Consider the following 17,893-nt stretch of genomic DNA (forward strand, 5'->3'; position numbering starts at 1 on the left):
ATTTTGGTATCTTATTCCACTGACTTAAGTGATTCAATCATATCAATGGTTTTTAATTTAACATAAGTAACAAACTGCATAATTACCGAAAATGCCATCGTCAGCCCGCAAGCCAGAATAAAGCTTAATACTTCGATCTTTTTGGACAGCACCATTTCATCGCCTTCCAGAACCCCCAAAACAAAGCGGTGAAGAATCATTCCTAAAATCAGACCGATTCCGATGCTGATCAAAGTCAGGATCAAGGCTTCCCGGTAAATATAACCGTTTGCTTCTTTATCTGTAAATCCCAGGACTTTAAGTGTGGCAATTTCCCTGGTCCGCTCGCTTATATTAATGGAGGTCAGGTTATATAAAACGATAATTGCCAAAAGGGATGCCACCACCACAATCAGGATAATGATACTGTTTAAGCTGTCATTACTGTCAAGGACTTTCTTAAGGACATCACTGGTAAATATTACATTCATCACATAACCGCTGTCAATAAGGTGCTTTGCAAGGGTATTATTATCCGTTGAATCATGATTTGCTGCAATGGCATTATAGGCTGGAGCCTCATTAAAAATCTTACGGTACAGCTCATTGCTCAGGTAAATATAATTAGAGGTATAGTTTTTAGCCACACTGCTTACGGTCAAAGAATATTCATTATTATCCGTATCTTTTATGGTAATGGTATCCCCTTTTCCGGCTTTTAAGATCTCTGCAAGTTTTTCGGTGACTATCACACCATTATCTTCTAAGGATAAAGTTGCTCCATCCGTATCACTTGTTAAATTAAAATACTTATAAAATACATCTTTATTCTCAGGTACTATTAAATAGGTGTCTAAGGATTTATTCCTTCCGCTGCTTTTAAAGGCAGACTGTCTTAATAATAAGGGTTCTTTTATGTTTTCTTTTGTTAAGACATTCTTAAACTCGCCGTCTATGGTCTTCACTTCATCTTTTAAGATAATCATATTGCTGTAACGGAGTATATCACCGTACTGCTTTTGTGCAATGCCCCGCATACTATCCCTCAAACCAAAGCCTACCAGCAAAAGGGCGGTACAGCCAGCCACTCCGACAATGGTCATGAATGCTCTTTTTTTGTAACGGAACATATTTCTTATAGTAACCTTCCAGGTGAAAGAAAGGTGGTTCCACAAGGGGCGGATTCTTTCCAATAATATGGTTTGTCCACTTGGCAGGGGAACCGGGCGCATTAAAACCGCAGGCTTTTGTTTTAATTCCTTATTACAGGTAAATACCGTCAATCCAATCATAAGAACTGCAGTTACAATAAGAATTAAGGCAAAGGTAACCAGATTATACCTGATGATTATAGGCGGCAGTATATATTGGAAGGTGGAATAAATAAGCGGAGGAATTACCCGGCATCCTAGATAAAATCCGGCTGCGGTTCCAAGTACCGTGGCAGACAGAATATAAAACAAATAAGTGGCTACAATACTATGGTCTTTATAACCCAGGGAGGTTAAGGTACCTAGTTCACCACGTTCTTCTGCGATTAACCTGGTCATGGAATTAGAGGTCATAAGCATTCCAAGCAGTATAAAAAAGAAGGGAAAGACTGCGGCTACCGAAGTGACTACATTAATATCAGATTTTAAAGAACTGTAACCTACGGCAGCATCCCGGTCAAGAATATACCACTGAGGTTTTTCAATTTCTGAAAGATCTTTTCTGGCATCATCAATTTTTTTCTGACCATCTGTTATCTCTTTATTGAATTTTTCCAGGTTTTCATTATATTCGTCATATCCGTCCTTTAATTTCTTTTCATTTTTTGCTATATCCTTTTTACCTTTTTCAATCTCCTGCTTTGCTTTTTGTATTTCTGCTTGAAAGGTATCAATTCCCTGGTTCAATTTGGCTTCTTGGGCTGATAAAGTATCTATCGAAGTTTTCAGTTTTACCAGTCCCTGGTAAGATACTGTATATTGCTTTATGGTTTCGGATAACTTTACGTATTCTGTGCTGTCTTTTGGGAGCTGCAAAAGCTGTAGCTTCATTCCATCCAGGGCAGCTTTCAATTCACTTATTTTTGAGTCCAGTTCTGCTCTTTTTATTCCGTTTTGGGTCAGGGCTGAATTAATTTGATCCCATCCATCCTTTATCTGAGCTTTTGCAGTGTCAAATTCTTTGTTTTGCTTATCCGTGCTTTTCTGTAATTTTTCTTCATTTTCAGTAAGTTCTGCTTTTCCGTCTTCTAATTTCTTTGCATTGGTATCCAGTTCTTTTTTTGCATCGCTTAACTTTTTCTCTCCCTTTGCCTTTTCCTCATTTAGCTTTGTCTGATTTTTACTGATTTCCTTATCCGCTTTATCGTAAATTTCCTGATATCTTGCAGTTTCTCTGTCTGATTTTAGAGGAATCAGTTCATCTTTAAGCCTTGCTGCCGCTGTATCATAAGCCGAGGAATAGGTTACGGTATCTTTGGTTCCTTTTGCAATTAAATAGATTTCGGTATAGGCATCTATAATAAAGTTATTCTTATTAATAAAAATAAAGGAGGAAAGTTTTCCGTCTCCATTGGTGGTGCTGCCATAGTCATCGGCCAGATATAATACGGATTCTGCTGTTCCGACCACGGTGTATTCCTTTAATTTAAGTTTATCACTTACATCATCTGTGATTGTAATTTTGTCCCCTGGCTTGTAGGATTTACTATCTGCAATACACTCATTCTCTGCTTCCGGCATCCTGCCATCCACCAGTTTAAGGGTATTGACCTTATCTTCTAAAGCATGGACACGGATCGTTTTATCCTTGGCTAACACATTCAGGGAATAACTTGGAATGACTTCACTTACATTACTAAGTCCCTTAAGGGCAGTAACATCCTCCTCGGTTAAACCCATGGAACTAACGATTTTAAAATCCAATAAATTATGTTCTTTATAATATTTATCTGCAACCGCCGACATATCCGGCGCACTTTCTTGTATCCCTGCAAAAAATCCGACACCTACCAATACCATAATAAACAGGGACAGATATCTGCCAAAGGATCTCTTTATTTTAATTAACGTATTTTTATATAACATAGGAATCACCACACAATCTCTTCTGCTTTTTTAGGACTGTCATTTACAATAATATCGCTTACTGTGCCGTTTTTGATTTTGATGACTTTATCGGCGATATCTGCAATTACGGCATTATGTGTAATTAAGATGGTCGTCATCCCCATTTCTCTGCAATTCTTTTGTAACAGTTCAATGATGCGTTGTCCGGTTACACTGTCCAGAGCACCAGTTGGTTCATCACATAATAGCAGCTTGGGATTTTTAGCAATTGCTCTGGCTATCGCTACACGCTGCTGTTCTCCACCAGATAACTGGGAGGGAAAGTTTCCCATACGCTCTGATAACCCAACCTGGTTTAAGATAACTTTTGGGTCAAGCGAGTCGGGACAGATCTGGCAGGCAAGCTCCACATTTTCCAGGGCGGATAAATTCGCCATAAGGTTATAAAACTGGAATACGAAACCGATATCCTTACGCCTGTAATTAACAAGTTCCTTTTTACTGTATTTATGGACAGCTTTTCCGTCTACTAATATATTCCCACTGGTTGGACTGTCCATTCCTCCAAGAAGATTTAATACGGTAGTCTTCCCAGCTCCTGACGGACCGAGTATGACCACCAGTTCCCCTTTCTCTATCGTAAAAGAACAGCCGTCAACCGCTGTAATCTTTACATCGCCTATTTTATATTCTTTCCTAATGTTTTCAAATACTATTTGTTCCATCTCTTATGCCTCCATTTTAGTAATCCTTGTTTATGCCTTGTTCCGTTACTGTTTAATACCAATTTAATTTACCGCTGCTTTACTTGCTGCTCTAATTACTCCTTAATTACTCCTTAATTACTGTTTTAATTACTGTTTTAATTACTGTTTTAATTGCTGTTTTAATTGCTGTTTTAATTGCTGTTTTAATTGCTGTTTTAATTGCTGTTTTAATTGCAATTCTAATTCGTGTTATAATTACTGCTATAATTACTGTTTTAATTGCAATTCTAATTCGTGTTTAATTCTGCCATTTACAGTTTTATTAAACATTGTGTTGACAATTATACACGGGTATATTATATTGACAATGTAGAATAAATACAACAAACAGATATTTAAAAAATGTCAGCTTCTCAACAGATTTTAATAAAGTGTTGCGAATTTACGAAAATTTTATATATTCCAGAAGGGAACGAGATATGGAACCAAAGAAGGTCGACAGACGTGTGAAGTATACCAAGATGGTCATTCGTAACAGTTTAATTAAATTTCTTAAACAGAAACCGATTACTAAAATTTCAGTAAAAGAACTTTGTGACGATGCGGATATTAATCGCGCTACTTTTTATGCTCATTATTTGGATCAGTATGATTTACTGCAGCAAATTGAAGATGAAGTAATCAACGATGTAATACATTGTTTGGAAGGCTGCGATTTTAAAGACGAGACAATTATTCCAATTGAAATAACGGAGAAAATCCTTATCTATATTGAAGAAAACGCCGAGCTCTTTGACCTTTTATTAAATTCCAACGGAGATATCAAGTTTTATCAGGAAGTCATACGAATTATCGGTTGGAAGCATTTCATCCCCATACTGGGTAATGAATCTTTAAATGAAGAAGATGCCGAATATGTATTTTATTTTCTGGCAAGCGGCGCGGTTGGCGTCATTCAGATGTGGCTGAAAAACGGAATGAAAAAAACAGCAAAAGAAATCGCTGAATTGATTTTAAAGACGGCTTTTAAAGGGCGGTCCTCCTTTATCAGTTCTGAGCCTATAACTTAATATAATACAAATGGTTAAATAAATACTGGTTATAAAAGAATACGGATGAAAGGAGATTTGAAATGATTGATGTATTATTACTTTGCGACGACCACTGGCACCCGGCCGAAGTAATTGAGCTTGGCATAAAGCCGTTGGAATCACGTTATAACTTTACGGTTATTAAAACCGCCAAAGATATTCTTACCCCGGAGAGCATTGCAAAATTCCCGGTCATCATCTGCAGTAAGAGTAATGTGGTAAACGCTTCTAACACTGCCCCCTGGTTTGAAGAAAATGTTACGGAGGTCTGCCCGAAGGAGTTTGAAGATTATGTAAGAAACGGCGGTGGTTTCCTTTCCCTGCATTCTGGTAATACAGCAAAAGAGGGGGAGCCTTACTGTAATTTTACAGGCAATTATTTTGTAGGTCATCCGCCTCGCTGCAAGGTTGATGTCAAAATGACCTCTGCCCATTCAATTACAGCGTGCATTGAAGATTTCAGCATACGGGATGAACATTATAATATTCAAGTGATCGCTTCGGATGCCGATGTGTTTTGCAGGACTTATTCTGAAACCGGCGGTGAACAAATAGGTGGATACACAAGAAATATAGGCAAGGGACGCTTATGTGTTTTAACTCCCGGTCATACCCTTGATGTATGGCAACACGAAGCATTTCAAAAACTGCTTTGTAATGCAATAGACTGGTGTATCGGATAACATTTAATCGAGTCATTGGAATACATAAAAAAAGCGTTGTCTATTAAGTGTCCAGTCTTTTGAAACTTTATTAAATGTAATGATTGTTGACCAGTAATATACTCAGTACATAATTCCATTAAAATAATAATCTAATTCCAGGAGGGATATTTATGTTATTTCATACTATAAAATCCAGAAGAAGCATCAGAAGATTTAAAAACCAGGAAGTGGAAAAAGAGAAATTGGATATACTTTTAAAAAGCGCTCTATTATCCCCATCCTCAAGGGCAATAAGACCCTGGCAGTTTATTGCAGTTACGGATTTAGAACTGCTGAAACAGCTCTCATTATGCAGAGAACCAGGACCAAAGTTTCTGGCAGATGCTCCTTTGGCAATTGTAGTAATAGCAGACCGGGCTTTAAGTGATGTTTGGGTTGAGGATGCGTCCATAGCAGCCGCTTTTATCCAATTGACAGCACAGGATCTGGGTCTTGGTTCCTGCTGGATACAGGTAAGAGAAAGATTTCATACCGAACAGGAAAAAGCAGAAGAATTTATTAGTAAAATCCTTGAAATCCCTGAGCAGTACAGCGTGGAATGCATACTAGCCATAGGTTATCCTGCTGAAGACAAAAAGCCTTATAAAGAAAGTGAATTGCAATATCAGAAGATTCATTACAATAAATTCTAAGTTGTTCCATCTTCATTCCTGATATTTTTACACCTAATGTAAAATTGAAGCAAGTGATATTCTCACCGCAGGAATATTACTATAGCATAATCATACCCCTAACCCAAGTCGTACTTACTTAAACATGTGATAGTTCGACACTATTATTCTTTCATAAGCCATACTGCCCTAGCACCGCCATACTGCCCTAACACTATCATGCTGCCTTAACACTGTCATTCTGCCTTAAACACTGTCATTCTGCCTTAAACACTGTCATTCTGCCTTAACACTGTCTGCTGCCTTAACACTGTCATTCTGCCTTAAACACTGTCATTCTGCCTTAACACTGTCTTACTGCCTTAACACTGCCGTGCTTCCTTAATGTTAATAGTTTGCATACTTCATGGAAAAAGCTGCTGCATTTAATAATACTTTGCAGCAGCTTCCAGCTCTTATCCTTTTAAAGAACATAAGTCTTTATCTTTGTATAACCTGATACTTATTCTTCAAGTAACACATAATTTACTCTAACCACTCAATTTAATCTAACAATGTAAATATGTTAATGCTTTCGACTTTTTTATCTTTGATATGAAAGCTCATTGCATCCACATAATTAACCGGTTCATATCGGAAATCATCCTCTTCGTTAGTCAATTCACCGCCGGTTAAATTTCCTTCCGGATATGCTTCTTTCAGCTTATCATAGCTGTCTCCGACTTTTATATTTCTTACTGTAGGGTAATTTTTGTCTGTAATTTCAATACTAAAGATAAAAGATTGATTATCCTCTGCCCCATCAATGGTTTTAATAACAAGCCCTTTATACTGATATTCTTTTTCTGTCTTACCATTTAAGGGATCCATATTTAATCCATCATCGGGAGAATAGGTATGAGTCTTTATTTTCTCTGGTTTTCCAAGCAAACTCTCGAGTTTTTTATCATCCACAATATCTGATATGGCTATGGTATTTTCCTTATACAAAAATGCCAGTTGTTTTAAAACAACATTCCCGTCCTTTACAACTGTACCTTCTTTTATAACCTCTTCTGAATCCTCCGCTGTATCCTCTTTCGAATTATCATTTGATGTATCAGTCGTGGTATCGGTCTTTGTCTCCTCAGACGTATTATCAGCTGTATCGTCAGACGTATTGTCTGATGTATTGTCGGATGTATTACCAGGCTTATTGTCAGTTGTCTCGGTTGTTGTGTTATCCGGGGATTTAACACTGTTCTTTCCACAGCCTGTTAAAACCATTCCGCTTACGATTAAAAGCATACTTACTGTTACTATCTTTTTAACTATTTTCATTGCTATTCCTCCATTAATATTTAATTTGGTTTATTTAAGTTACAATGTCATTATAACTATATCTTTTATTAGAGTAATAACAAACTGGTATCATTCTTGTAACATTATGCGAGAGGGAGCAGAATCGTCACCGTAGTTCCAACTCCAAATTCGCTTTCTAGGTTTAATCTGCCATTAAATTTTTCTATAATTTCTTTGCAAAGGGATAACCCAAGACCTGACCCCTTCGTAGTAATCGAATTCCCTGCCCTGTAAAAGCGCTCCTGTACCAAGGCAAGTTCATCTTGATGAATTCCAATTCCTTGATCCCTTATTTTTATAACAGCCATATTTAAACTGTGGTCAATCTCTTCTTTGATATATGCCTCTACACGGATATGTCCCCCGGTATTCGAGTATTTTATAGCATTATCTAAAATATTCGAAACAGCATGTGTCATCAATACAGGATTTACCTCTGCCATTACCCCGCTTCTTAAATCTGTTTCTATTATAAGCTCTCCCATATCTGCCTTGGGCTGCAAGGACCTAACAACCTTATAAGTTAATTCCGATAAATCTTCCTTTTCCGTTTTTAAATCGGAGGCTTTATCAAATCTTGACAGAATTAACAACTCATCTATAAGCTTTGTAAGACGGTCTGATTCATGCAGCAAATGGGAATATATCTTTTTTAATTCCTTGTCTTCATTATCCCCTTCATTCAAATATTGGGAAAAGCCCCGGATAGCAGCTAAGGGAGTTTTCAGTTCATGGGATACATTGGAGACAAACTGTTTTTGATACTGGATATAGCTGTTTAATTTTATACCCATCTGATTCAGTCCCTCCGCAAGCATTCCCAGTTCATCTTTCCGGTTTAATTTAACCGGTTCAAACTGTTGTTTTGAGAATTTTTCGGTTGCGCCTAAAAGATATTTTATTGGTTTTGTTGTCTTTCTGGCAATATATAAGCTTGAAAGAGTAATGAGCACTATAAATCCGCCGGCTCCGGTTAATAAAACAGTTCTTACCTTATGCATAATATCATAATAATAAGATATGTTTTCGACAATCTCAAATACGTAAACATTTTGATAGTATTTATCTTGAACCGGAATTGCAAAATATATTAATTTATTATCCGTGACCAGATAAGAATAATTTCCCTTTAAAGCATTTTTTATATTCCCTTTATAAATCTTTGGAGAACCATTATTAACGATTATGCCGTTCTTAGCCGAACCGATTAGCTTCGAGTTACTATCATAGATTCTGACTTCCACGCCGGAGGCTTTTAAAACCTCAAGAACAGCTTGTGCTAATTCATCCGGCTTTACCTTTTCGGTTTCCGTTTCATACCTTGTCAGTATTTCTCTAAATGACAGCTCACTAATATCTGCTTTTTCTATCATTTGCTTTTCTATTGTAACAAAGCTGTAGTAATCAATCGCTTTATTAACTGAAATAATAATGATGGAAAAGGACAGTATGGAGAAAAACAGATAGGTTACTAAAAGCCTGGTTGCATACTTCAATCCGTGCCACCTCCAAACTGATATCCAAAGCCGTAGATGGTCCTTACATATCTAGGGTTTTCCGTATCCTCCTCTAATTTCTTTCTAAGTCGCATAATGGTCATGTCAACACTGCGGCTGTCACCGAGGAAATCATATCCCCATATGATTTCAAGAAGTTCCTCCCTGGTAAAAATCTTTAGAGGTCTTTTTGAAAGGGTTTCAAGGATTTTAAATTCTTTTGCCGTGAGGGAAATCTGTTTTCCGGCCTTTAAAACCCGCTTGGTTTCAAAATTAATTTCCAGCTCTTTATACTGTATCGGCTCCATTTCATCATTTTTAGCCGGATCACCGGAATCATATCTGCGTAAAACTACTTTAACCCTGGCAAGGAGTTCTCTATTATCAAATGGTTTCGTCATATAATCTTCTGCCCCAAGTTCCAGTCCTAACACCTTATCTATGGTTTCATTCTTTGCAGACAGCATAATAACAGGTATCGTGGACTTATTTACAATTTCCCTGCAAAGATCATAGCCCGAATAATCCGGCAACATTAAATCCAGCAGTACCAAATCAGGCTTAAACGCAGTTATCTCCCTAAGTCCGACCGTACCGTTTTCAGCAGTCTTCACCTCATAATTTTCTCTCTTAAGCACCAGTTCAACCAGGTCTCTGATTGCAATTTCATCGTCAATTACAAGAATTTTTTTCACTGAAAGTCCTCCCATTTATAGTAATAAGCTATGGTTCGCATTTTTATTTATTATTGTATCATACTACCTGCCAGCTTCAAGTAATTATTATTATTTTCTTAATATCTCTAAAAAGCGTATAAAATATCTACATGGTACTGTATGTCTTTAAGTAATGTATAAAAAAAGAAATCGAAACACTTATTAATAGTTTCGATTTCGTCAAATCAACGAAGGATATTTAAAATATTAACATATTTCTAATAACCCTTATGCATTATTGCTTCATTCTACTTACTTTTCTTTCTACTTACTTTTTCTTTCTGCTTTAGTTGAAAAATCACAGCGCACAGAGCAGAAACTAATGGCGTAGTAGTAATAATCCCAACCGAACCTGCTATTCCCTGTAAGATTTCTATGACTATCATATCACTGTTTAATATTTGGATTAACGGATACTCATAGATTTGGAATAATATTAAAAGATTAAACGCTGATCCGACAAAGGCCAGTATCAAGGTATTGGCCATGGTTCCCATGGCATCCCGGCCGATATTCATGCCGGAGCGGAAAATCTGCTTTCTTGATATGGAGGGATTCTGCTCATAGACCTCATGGAGTGCAGAAACAATGGACATAGAAGTATCCATTAATGCACCAAGAGCGGACAAAAGGATACCGCTTACTAACAAACCGCTGATTTTCATTGGTGAATCCGAGGCACGGATTACCAGTTCCTCTGCCTCCGACATATTAAAGCCATTAATCGGTGTCAACCTCGTAATAATCCAGGCAAATAAACCGGCAGCTAAAACTCCGCCGACACAGCCTAAGAAGGCACAAAGAGTCTTTTTCGTATATCCGGTCAGCATAAGTAATGCTCCGGCACTGGTATAGGCTGCAATCAGAATAGTGGCTAAAACCGGAGAAACACCTTTTAGAACCAAAGGAATTAAAATAAGCCAAAGATTTAGCAGGGTAAACACCAGTCCGAATAAAGCCCTCGCCCCCTGTTTCCCACCGACTATAATCATAAATACAGCAAAAGCAGCCAAAGCTATCATCAGTACACTGCTTCGGTCATAACTTGGTATGGACACTACATACAGCTCTCCGGCATCATTATAATCCAGCCTTACAATAACCCGGGTTCCAAACTTTGCATCCACATTAAAGTAGGCATTTACATAATTAACAGCCTCCAGTACTGCGCCTTTATGCTTGCCGGTAAGTACGGTAACCTCTAAATTCTGCTCACCAATACGTCTTCCCTCCGTCCAGTCATCCGGTGCTGCGTTATCACTTAATACATCTGTGACCTTTGCAACTGCAAACATCCTTTTTTGAGCAGAAGACAGCACATCATTTGGATCCGGCCGGTTTAAAACTACAACTGCTCCGACAAAAAGAATCAGCATGATCAGTACTGTTAAAATTTTTAACTTCAGGTTCTTTTTCATAAAGTATTCCTCTCTGGTTACCGAATTAATTCATAACTTTATTATTCAAAACTTCGCAGTTATTTTTATCTTGGTATACTTGATAAAATCAGCAAGGAAGGTGATTAAGAAAGCATTGATTATGCTATGTTTCATAAGCTTAAGATTCTGAGCCTGGAATTCACTAATGATTTTTTCAGGTGGTAAAGCAAGACCCAAAAAGCACAAACTCCTCGCTATGCTCGTCAAACAGTGTGCATTTTGAGTCTAAACCACCTGAAAAAGTCATAAGTGAATGATCAGACTCAGAATAAAGCGCTTATGAAACATAGCATAATCATGCTTTCAATTTAGCTTTAGGGCTGATTTTATCAAGTGTTTTTCGCCAGACTCTAGCACTGACGCGCTGTCACATCAGTGACACCTTCCTATTAAGCGTCATGCGCATCGCATCCTGCAGGTCGTGTTTTAATTTTACAGGAAAGCTCAGCGAACTTTCCTTGTAAAATAAAAAACAATTCCTACCGAATCAGGAAAGAGACTGCAAATCACGTTCTCTTTGCACATCTCTTTCCATGTTCAGGTAAGCATATTTTTTTGACTGATATTAGTTATTTAACCGTAATATTTTTGCTAAAACTCTTCTTCTGGCCATTTTCCAGGGTAACCGTAACTGTTATCTTAACGGTTCCTTTCTTCTTGGCAGTAATTGTTCCATTACCGGATATGGTCGCTATCTCCTTATTACTTACAATATAAGTTACTTTTGCTTCCTCTTGTCCAAAGGGATCAGCTTTGGTAAAGGCAGTAACCTTTGCTAATTCCAAGGGAAATTTTACAGTAATCTTAAATTTTTGACCCTTTGTAACAGAAGTCTTTGCAGAAACAGTAACCTTATCAACCAATCTGACCGCATCCTTTGACCGCTCCGTACAAATTACATACTTTCCTCCCTTTAGGGCAGGTAGATTTAAGGTGCCATCTGCTGTTATGGTTTTAGGATTATTCGGTATCTCTTCCAAGACACCGGACTTGGCGTTCTTTTGATATACATATACCTTTTTACCTGTTTTTAAAGATAGCGTATTTTTAACCGGTACTATAACTGCCATACCTGCCGATAATATTCCTTCTTTTCCTATGGTAAGAACACCTGCTGCTCCCGGAGCTGCTTTTGTATCTTTTACCAGGGTAACGGCTATGTTAAGCTCTTTCGAATCACCTGTAACCTTTTTTAGCTCGGAGGCAGGAATACTAATTGTATAGCCCTTCGCGGCTGCATTCGTTACATGAATCGTTAATTTCTGACCGGATTTTTTTGCTAATACTAAGGCTTCTGTATCCAAAACAATGGTCTTTACAACTGCATTCTTCACAATAGGAATTGATAGGTCAATTTCAATACCTTTCGTAACCCTTTTATCGGTTAAAACTTCCTGCAAAGCAGTTTTGCCTAAGGATACCTTGATATCTGCATTACCGGCTTTTGCCAGAGCCTCCAGGGTTTTTACACTGATATCGATTGTTACACTGGCTTTTCCGTTTTTAATCTTACTTTCTGCTTTCCCCGGCACTACGACTGGTTCCTTGCCCGGTGCTGATGGTAAAGGCGTAGGTGTAGGTATAGGTGGCGTTGGTGTTGGTGTAGGTTGCGTTGGTGTTGGTGTCGGCGTAGGTGTAACTTCAGGATCCGACGGGGGATTACTGGGTGTAGTACTGCGGGTACATACAATATCTGCCCGGTCTCTTATACGGATTCTGGCGAAGAGACCGTCAAAGGTATTATCATAAGAGGATAGACCAACTGCGGTAATCAGGTTGCCGACAGCTAAGTTTTGTATCTCCTTATTTGTTGTTATATAGCCGTCTATAAAGATTCTTGCTGTATTACCTGCATTATCCTGAACCAGAATGGTCTGAACCGCTCCGTTTGCCAGCTCAACCTTTACTATCTTACCGGAAAGCTTTACAAGACTTCCAAGATAAGTTCTGTCATTGATCTGTTTTGCCATTACGTCTTTAGGCACTACCGGCTGAACATTACTGTCTGCCAGGGATATACTGCTTACATTAAGCTGTCTTTCTCCCTGATAGGAGGAGGTTGTTCCGGTGATACGTACCTTCTGTCCGATTCTAAAATCTCCGGCTACAGGGAAGGCATTAATACCAGCTGTTCCATCCTGGAGATAAATACAGTCAAAGAAAGCAGTTGACTTATCATAACCGGAGGCATTGGAGGTTACGATTCCTTCTACCGTATATTTTACGCCCTCCTCCGGTTCACTTTGTACCTCTGCTATCGTATTGATTTGTAACGGATTGACCTCCCGTATAAGATTTTGTAAAATTGTATAATTTGAGTAGTTCAACTCTGCATTGGTATCAGAAACCGTAGCTTGAATTTCAAAGTTACTCATAAACGCTGCACCATCTGCAAGAACCGTTGACTTGATTCCGTTTGGATGTGTAACTGTCTCGCTGGCAAGTACCATCAGACGGTTATCGCCTGCTGCATATTCATATTTTGGTGTACTTACACCGCCAAGACCATCGTTATCGCAGTCTTTTGAATAGGTTGAGCTGTGTCCGTAAACAACCGGTGATATATCAGCTGGTAATATGGTTGTCGGATTTTCCTCTGAATCTACCGCATAAATAGTAGCCCCGCCATATTGACTGAATTGCTGGGTGTATATGTTATCATTAGGGTGATCTTTATCATATATAATATTTTGGGTTAATGCATTATCCCAATTATAAGTATTTAGGTATAATCTTGCTTTATTTGCCTCACTTCCGCCGGCATTTAACACATCATCATAAGCTCCGTCATCGCTGATACGTAAAGATGACCCAACTGCTTTTAACAGCTTATTCTGCTGCGCTGCCATATGATCCCCATCCGGGAACGCTTTGTAGTTTTCATATAAATCCGACCAGCCGCAGACTACTAAACTTCCGCCGGCTTCTGCAAAGGCTTTAATCGCTGCTATTTCTTCATCGCTATAAACCGCATAAGGTTCCCTAAGTGCTGTACCGTTTCGACGGCTTGGTGCCGTTAAGATAAGCATCTTATACTTACCGTCTTGGTTCTTAGCAGCTGCTAGTAAGTCGGCACTGGTATTTAAAATAACGCATCTGACATTGCTCCCGGCTGCAAGGAGGCTGAAATTGCCCATGTTATCCTTATAGTTCCCGGCCACATATTCATTGTAGTGGCTTCCGTCAATTCCTATGTATACCAGCTTGTTCGCATCTCTGACGTCCAGAGAAAGATCCTTTGTAAAGCTGTATTCAAGACCTCCGATGACAAGTACTGCTTCAACGGTTAACGTCTGCACTTTAGCTTTTGAAGGTGTAAAGTCATAGCTGATGGCCAGATTTGTACCCTTTGCAACCGTACCGGCCTCCGTTTTTTGGTCAATTACGATTCCGTCTAATTTATAAGTCAGGGACTTAACCGAGGCATCGGAAGTTTCACTGTTAAAAAGAGTTGTTTTAACTGTCATCTTTTCTCCGGTGACCGGTGTACTTGTGCTGCTTTCCACATTGGAGATTCCAAGGAGTTTCGTACTTCCTACCCAAACTGGTGCTGTTACTGCAATATCTCCGTCCTTTTCTTTGATCCGTATATAGTAATAACTGTAATCCGGCTTAAGAGTTGTGTTTAGTACTTTATTCCGGGCATTCACCTCCCAGGAGTATACCACACGTCCGCTGTTGGCAATTACCTCTGCTTTTTGGATCTCATCATCCGGATCATTTAATTCAAGATCAATAGTTAGGCTTTCTGGAACCTCTTTTATAATGGTACCCATTAATTCACCATTAACCGTGTAATTAATTTCCAGGTTCTTATCCTCTGTGGCATATATTTTACGGTCCCTTAAAGCATCATAAATACCTTGTTCTGTAAAGTTATCGGTAATGATAACATCACGGGCATCGTTTGCATTTCCCCATTTACCCTTGTGGTTATCCTGGTTATTCGTTGGTGCTACATGCCAGCCTTTATCCAGGGCCATAGTATAATAATTATAGGAGGGGAAATATCCGCCGCTGCCGATGGCACCTTCTCCGTTACCTACTTCCACCAAAGTAATCCTGGAATCAATAGCCGGATCCCAGTAGGCAAAATCACTGAAGGTACCAAATGTCGTACCCGGGTGATTAAACTGGCTCACCGTATCCGCACCTTCTTGCTGGCTTAGTAAAGAGTAGTAGGCTTTCATTCCGGCATCATTTGATTTATTATTCAAGGTTGTGTTATTCCGGCTTACAATACCTTCTGTATTAAAGGTATTAATATGTCCGGGACCACCGGACCAGGTCATTTCAAAGCCGCCAAGTGCAATTACCCCTCTGTTTTGAGCGGAGGCATTAAAATCAGCAATTTTACTCTTATAGTCCTTCCATATCTGCTGGCTGGCCGGGGTCATTAAGTTTTTATCATATAAAGAGGCTTCTGGATTCACCTCCGTTTTTGTATCAAAATAGTTGGAGTGATCCGTAAATGCAGTAAAGTCAATATTATCGCTTTTACTGATTTTATTAATATAGGCAAGGGCATCATCTAACGAGCCGGAACCATCGGAATAAGTAGTATGACTGTGTAATTGTCCGAAATATAAATTATAGTTTGGGGTACCCACCGTAAACCGCCACTCATAGGTAATGGACTTACCGTCTGACCGGGTGATTACTACAGAAGCCGTATACTGCATGTCTGCCAGATTCTCCGTTGGTTTATAGGAAAAGGTTCCATTGGAGTAGCTCATGGAAACTCCATTTAACACAACGGTTTCTCCTCCCTTTAAGGTAAGTTTTGCAGTTGGTGCGGTTCCAAGATTATCTGCTGTTACGCTGATTAACGGTTTCTTTTCCTCTCCGGTCTTTGCACCGCGTTCCGGTGTGACCTTCGTAACCTGAGGGACATCTAAAACTGTAATTTCCTTTACTTCACTGGCTGCTACGTTCCCCGCAGCGTCTTTTGCAGTCACACAAACACTGAATTTGTCAACTCCTGCGGTAATCTTACTTCCTGGTATTACTGCTTCCCACTTGGTACTGTCGGAGGCATTCTTTACTAAAGCCACTTTTACCGGTACTTTATTGATCTCATAGGTCAATTCAGCCTCTGTTACTGCTACATTGTCCGTAATGGTTACTGAAACAGTATAATCCTTCCCAAGTTCGGCATTCTCAAATGCCGGCAAGGTGATAACAGGTGCTTTTGTATCATTTGTTACAAGATAATCGGTTGAAGAACCGACCCGAAGCTGATCTGTTGTGTTATATTTGGATAAACATGCATACAAATCAACCTTATCTCCAGCCGAAACCCCTACCGGGTAAGACGCTGCTCGGTAGATATCCATGCTGCCGCCGCTGTTGTCTTTTACCTGGGTACTTCCATTGCTGTTATAGGTGCCAAGGGTTACCCCTTTTATTACTACCCATTCAGAAAGCAGGGATTCCTTTAACCCTTTTAGTTCATTGAAAGATGAAAATTCCTGTGCTTTCATCAGCTTTGTGTCTGCTGCCGGCGTTATCAGTTCTCTTGCCGTAAGGGTCTGCAGCTGAGGAACTCCGCCGTAAACAGAGGTGGTTCCGGTTATCTTTACAACATCACCAATCTTAAACTGAGCCAGGGCATCATAAATCTGAAAAGCATAGATCTGACCGTTAATTACATCCTGTAAAATTGCCGTATTTGCAGTATCATAGTTACCATACCGGTATACAATCTGTCCCACTACGGAAATCGTCTGTCCGGCAGCGGTCTGACTTGCCTCCAATACGGATATTGCTCCCTCCGGAATAGAAGGAATCGGATCAAATAAGTCAGGATCTTCATCCGGTGCTTCTACCGGTACATAATGGAACTGAGCAATATCACTATCATCATAACCTGGCGCTGTTGCCTGTGCATATATGGTGGTTTCTGAATTAATTATGATAGGATCTACATAATCCACCGAAATAGCACCAGGTGATACCGTATTATAATGAATACTGGATCCCGGCGTTTTGCAGGTAAGTGAAATGGCACTTCCGGAAACAACATTGCCGGAGTCCATACTAGCCTTAGGTGTTTCCGTTTTTAAAGGTGTCTGTGGTGCATCATCCTCCAGCTTGTACAAAGTAAAGTTACATGGATATGCTGCATTGCCGCTAACAGTAGCATTTTTATACGCCCTGAATTTATTCTCAGACCCTTTATTACTTGCTAAGGTAACTGTATCCGGATCTATTCCCTTAAAGGAAAAGGTTCCATTGTTAAATTCATAGGCCCAGGTATAATCTCCGGCAGCGATACCGTTATTATTACCTCCTGCCGGTTTAACGGTTGTCCCATTGCTATCCGTTAAAGTAACTCCGGTACTTAAAACGGTTATATCCCATACCAAATCACTGTCCGGGTTCACAACCATTCCATCCGTCGGTGTTTTCGCAGCAGCACCAATCCATTTAGTAGCACTGTCGAAAGTACCTGCTGCATATCCGCTGTTTACTATCATTACATATTTACCTGTAGTAAGTTCTTCTGCCGTAGTTACTTGTACATAGGTACCGGCAGTTTCAGCTGCATAACTGTCTACAGGGGTTACGGTAAATATCATTATAATACTTAACACCACTGCCAGACATCGTTTTGCATTCCTTTTCATACACTTTCCTCCTTAACTTATTATACTGTCTCTACCATTAATCCTGATTTATTAACCTGATTTCTGTTAATAACAAGAATAACCAACATTTTTATATTAG

General features: G+C 39.1%; 10 protein-coding genes. 3 read left to right on the forward strand and 7 right to left on the reverse strand.

Going from position 1 to position 17,893, the window contains the following annotated elements:
* Window positions 1-11: 11 nt before the first annotated feature.
* Both QA584_RS18935 and QA584_RS18940 read right to left on the reverse strand, forming a co-directional pair.
* Window positions 12-3,056 (reverse strand): FtsX-like permease family protein, encoded by a 3,045-nt coding sequence (locus QA584_RS18935; protein ID WP_278270665.1) that lies wholly within the window; start codon window positions 3,054-3,056, stop codon window positions 12-14.
* A gap of 5 nt (window positions 3,057-3,061) precedes the next feature.
* The gene (locus tag QA584_RS18940; protein ID WP_278270666.1) at window positions 3,062-3,763 is read right to left on the reverse strand and encodes an ABC transporter ATP-binding protein; all 702 of its coding nucleotides are present in this window, start codon (window positions 3,761-3,763) and stop codon (window positions 3,062-3,064) included.
* Window positions 3,764-4,224: 461 nt separating this feature from the next.
* Between QA584_RS18940 and QA584_RS18945 the strand changes: the two genes are divergently transcribed.
* The 3 genes from QA584_RS18945 (at window position 4,225) to QA584_RS18955 (ending at window position 6,193) form a co-directional block, all read left to right on the forward strand.
* On the forward strand, window positions 4,225-4,815 hold the full coding sequence (locus QA584_RS18945) for a TetR/AcrR family transcriptional regulator (protein WP_278270667.1): 591 nt from the start codon (window positions 4,225-4,227) through the stop codon (window positions 4,813-4,815).
* A 62-nt stretch (window positions 4,816-4,877) separates the two neighbouring features.
* Window positions 4,878-5,519 carry a ThuA domain-containing protein gene (locus tag QA584_RS18950; RefSeq protein ID WP_278270668.1) on the forward strand — a complete coding sequence of 214 codons (642 nt, stop codon included), beginning with the start codon at window positions 4,878-4,880 and terminating at the stop codon, window positions 5,517-5,519.
* Window positions 5,520-5,671: 152 nt separating this feature from the next.
* Window positions 5,672-6,193: a nitroreductase family protein gene (locus tag QA584_RS18955; protein WP_278270669.1), complete on the forward strand. Its 522-nt coding sequence runs from the start codon at window positions 5,672-5,674 to the stop codon at window positions 6,191-6,193.
* 522 nt (window positions 6,194-6,715) lie between these two features.
* Here the strand turns inward: QA584_RS18955 and QA584_RS18960 are convergent.
* The 5 genes from QA584_RS18960 to QA584_RS18980 all read right to left on the reverse strand — a co-directional run bounded on the left by QA584_RS18960 (window position 6,716) and on the right by QA584_RS18980 (window position 17,793).
* Window positions 6,716-7,492, reverse strand: coding sequence for a hypothetical protein (locus QA584_RS18960; RefSeq protein ID WP_278270670.1), 777 nt, complete (start codon window positions 7,490-7,492; stop codon window positions 6,716-6,718).
* Between the two features lie 104 nt (window positions 7,493-7,596).
* The gene (locus tag QA584_RS18965) at window positions 7,597-9,009 is read right to left on the reverse strand and encodes a sensor histidine kinase (protein ID WP_278270671.1); all 1,413 of its coding nucleotides are present in this window, start codon (window positions 9,007-9,009) and stop codon (window positions 7,597-7,599) included.
* Entirely contained in the window at window positions 9,006-9,704 is a 699-nt protein-coding gene (locus QA584_RS18970; RefSeq protein WP_278270672.1) for a response regulator transcription factor, read from the reverse strand. Before QA584_RS18970 ends, QA584_RS18965 begins: the two co-directional genes overlap by 4 nt.
* Before the next feature lie 269 nt (window positions 9,705-9,973).
* Window positions 9,974-11,143 (reverse strand): YibE/F family protein, encoded by a 1,170-nt coding sequence (locus QA584_RS18975; protein WP_278270673.1) that lies wholly within the window; start codon window positions 11,141-11,143, stop codon window positions 9,974-9,976.
* Window positions 11,144-11,733: 590 nt separating this feature from the next.
* On the reverse strand, window positions 11,734-17,793 hold the full coding sequence (locus QA584_RS18980) for a CehA/McbA family metallohydrolase (RefSeq protein ID WP_278270674.1): 6,060 nt from the start codon (window positions 17,791-17,793) through the stop codon (window positions 11,734-11,736).
* Window positions 17,794-17,893 lie beyond the last annotated feature (100 nt).

The sequence above is a fragment of the Anaerocolumna sp. AGMB13025 genome (genome assembly GCF_029689925.1).
Lineage (GTDB): Bacteria > Bacillota > Clostridia > Lachnospirales > Lachnospiraceae > Anaerocolumna.

Coding starts and splice junctions, on each gene's coding strand:
- QA584_RS18935 (WP_278270665.1), bottom strand. CDS start 3,056: ATGTTATATAAAAATACGTTAATTAAAATAAAGAGATCCTTTGGCAGA.
- QA584_RS18940 (WP_278270666.1), bottom strand. CDS start 3,763: ATGGAACAAATAGTATTTGAAAACATTAGGAAAGAATATAAAATAGGC.
- QA584_RS18945 (WP_278270667.1), top strand. CDS start 4,225: ATGGAACCAAAGAAGGTCGACAGACGTGTGAAGTATACCAAGATGGTC.
- QA584_RS18950 (WP_278270668.1), top strand. CDS start 4,878: ATGATTGATGTATTATTACTTTGCGACGACCACTGGCACCCGGCCGAA.
- QA584_RS18955 (WP_278270669.1), top strand. CDS start 5,672: ATGTTATTTCATACTATAAAATCCAGAAGAAGCATCAGAAGATTTAAA.
- QA584_RS18960 (WP_278270670.1), bottom strand. CDS start 7,492: ATGAAAATAGTTAAAAAGATAGTAACAGTAAGTATGCTTTTAATCGTA.
- QA584_RS18975 (WP_278270673.1), bottom strand. CDS start 11,143: ATGAAAAAGAACCTGAAGTTAAAAATTTTAACAGTACTGATCATGCTG.
- QA584_RS18980 (WP_278270674.1), bottom strand. CDS start 17,793: ATGAAAAGGAATGCAAAACGATGTCTGGCAGTGGTGTTAAGTATTATA.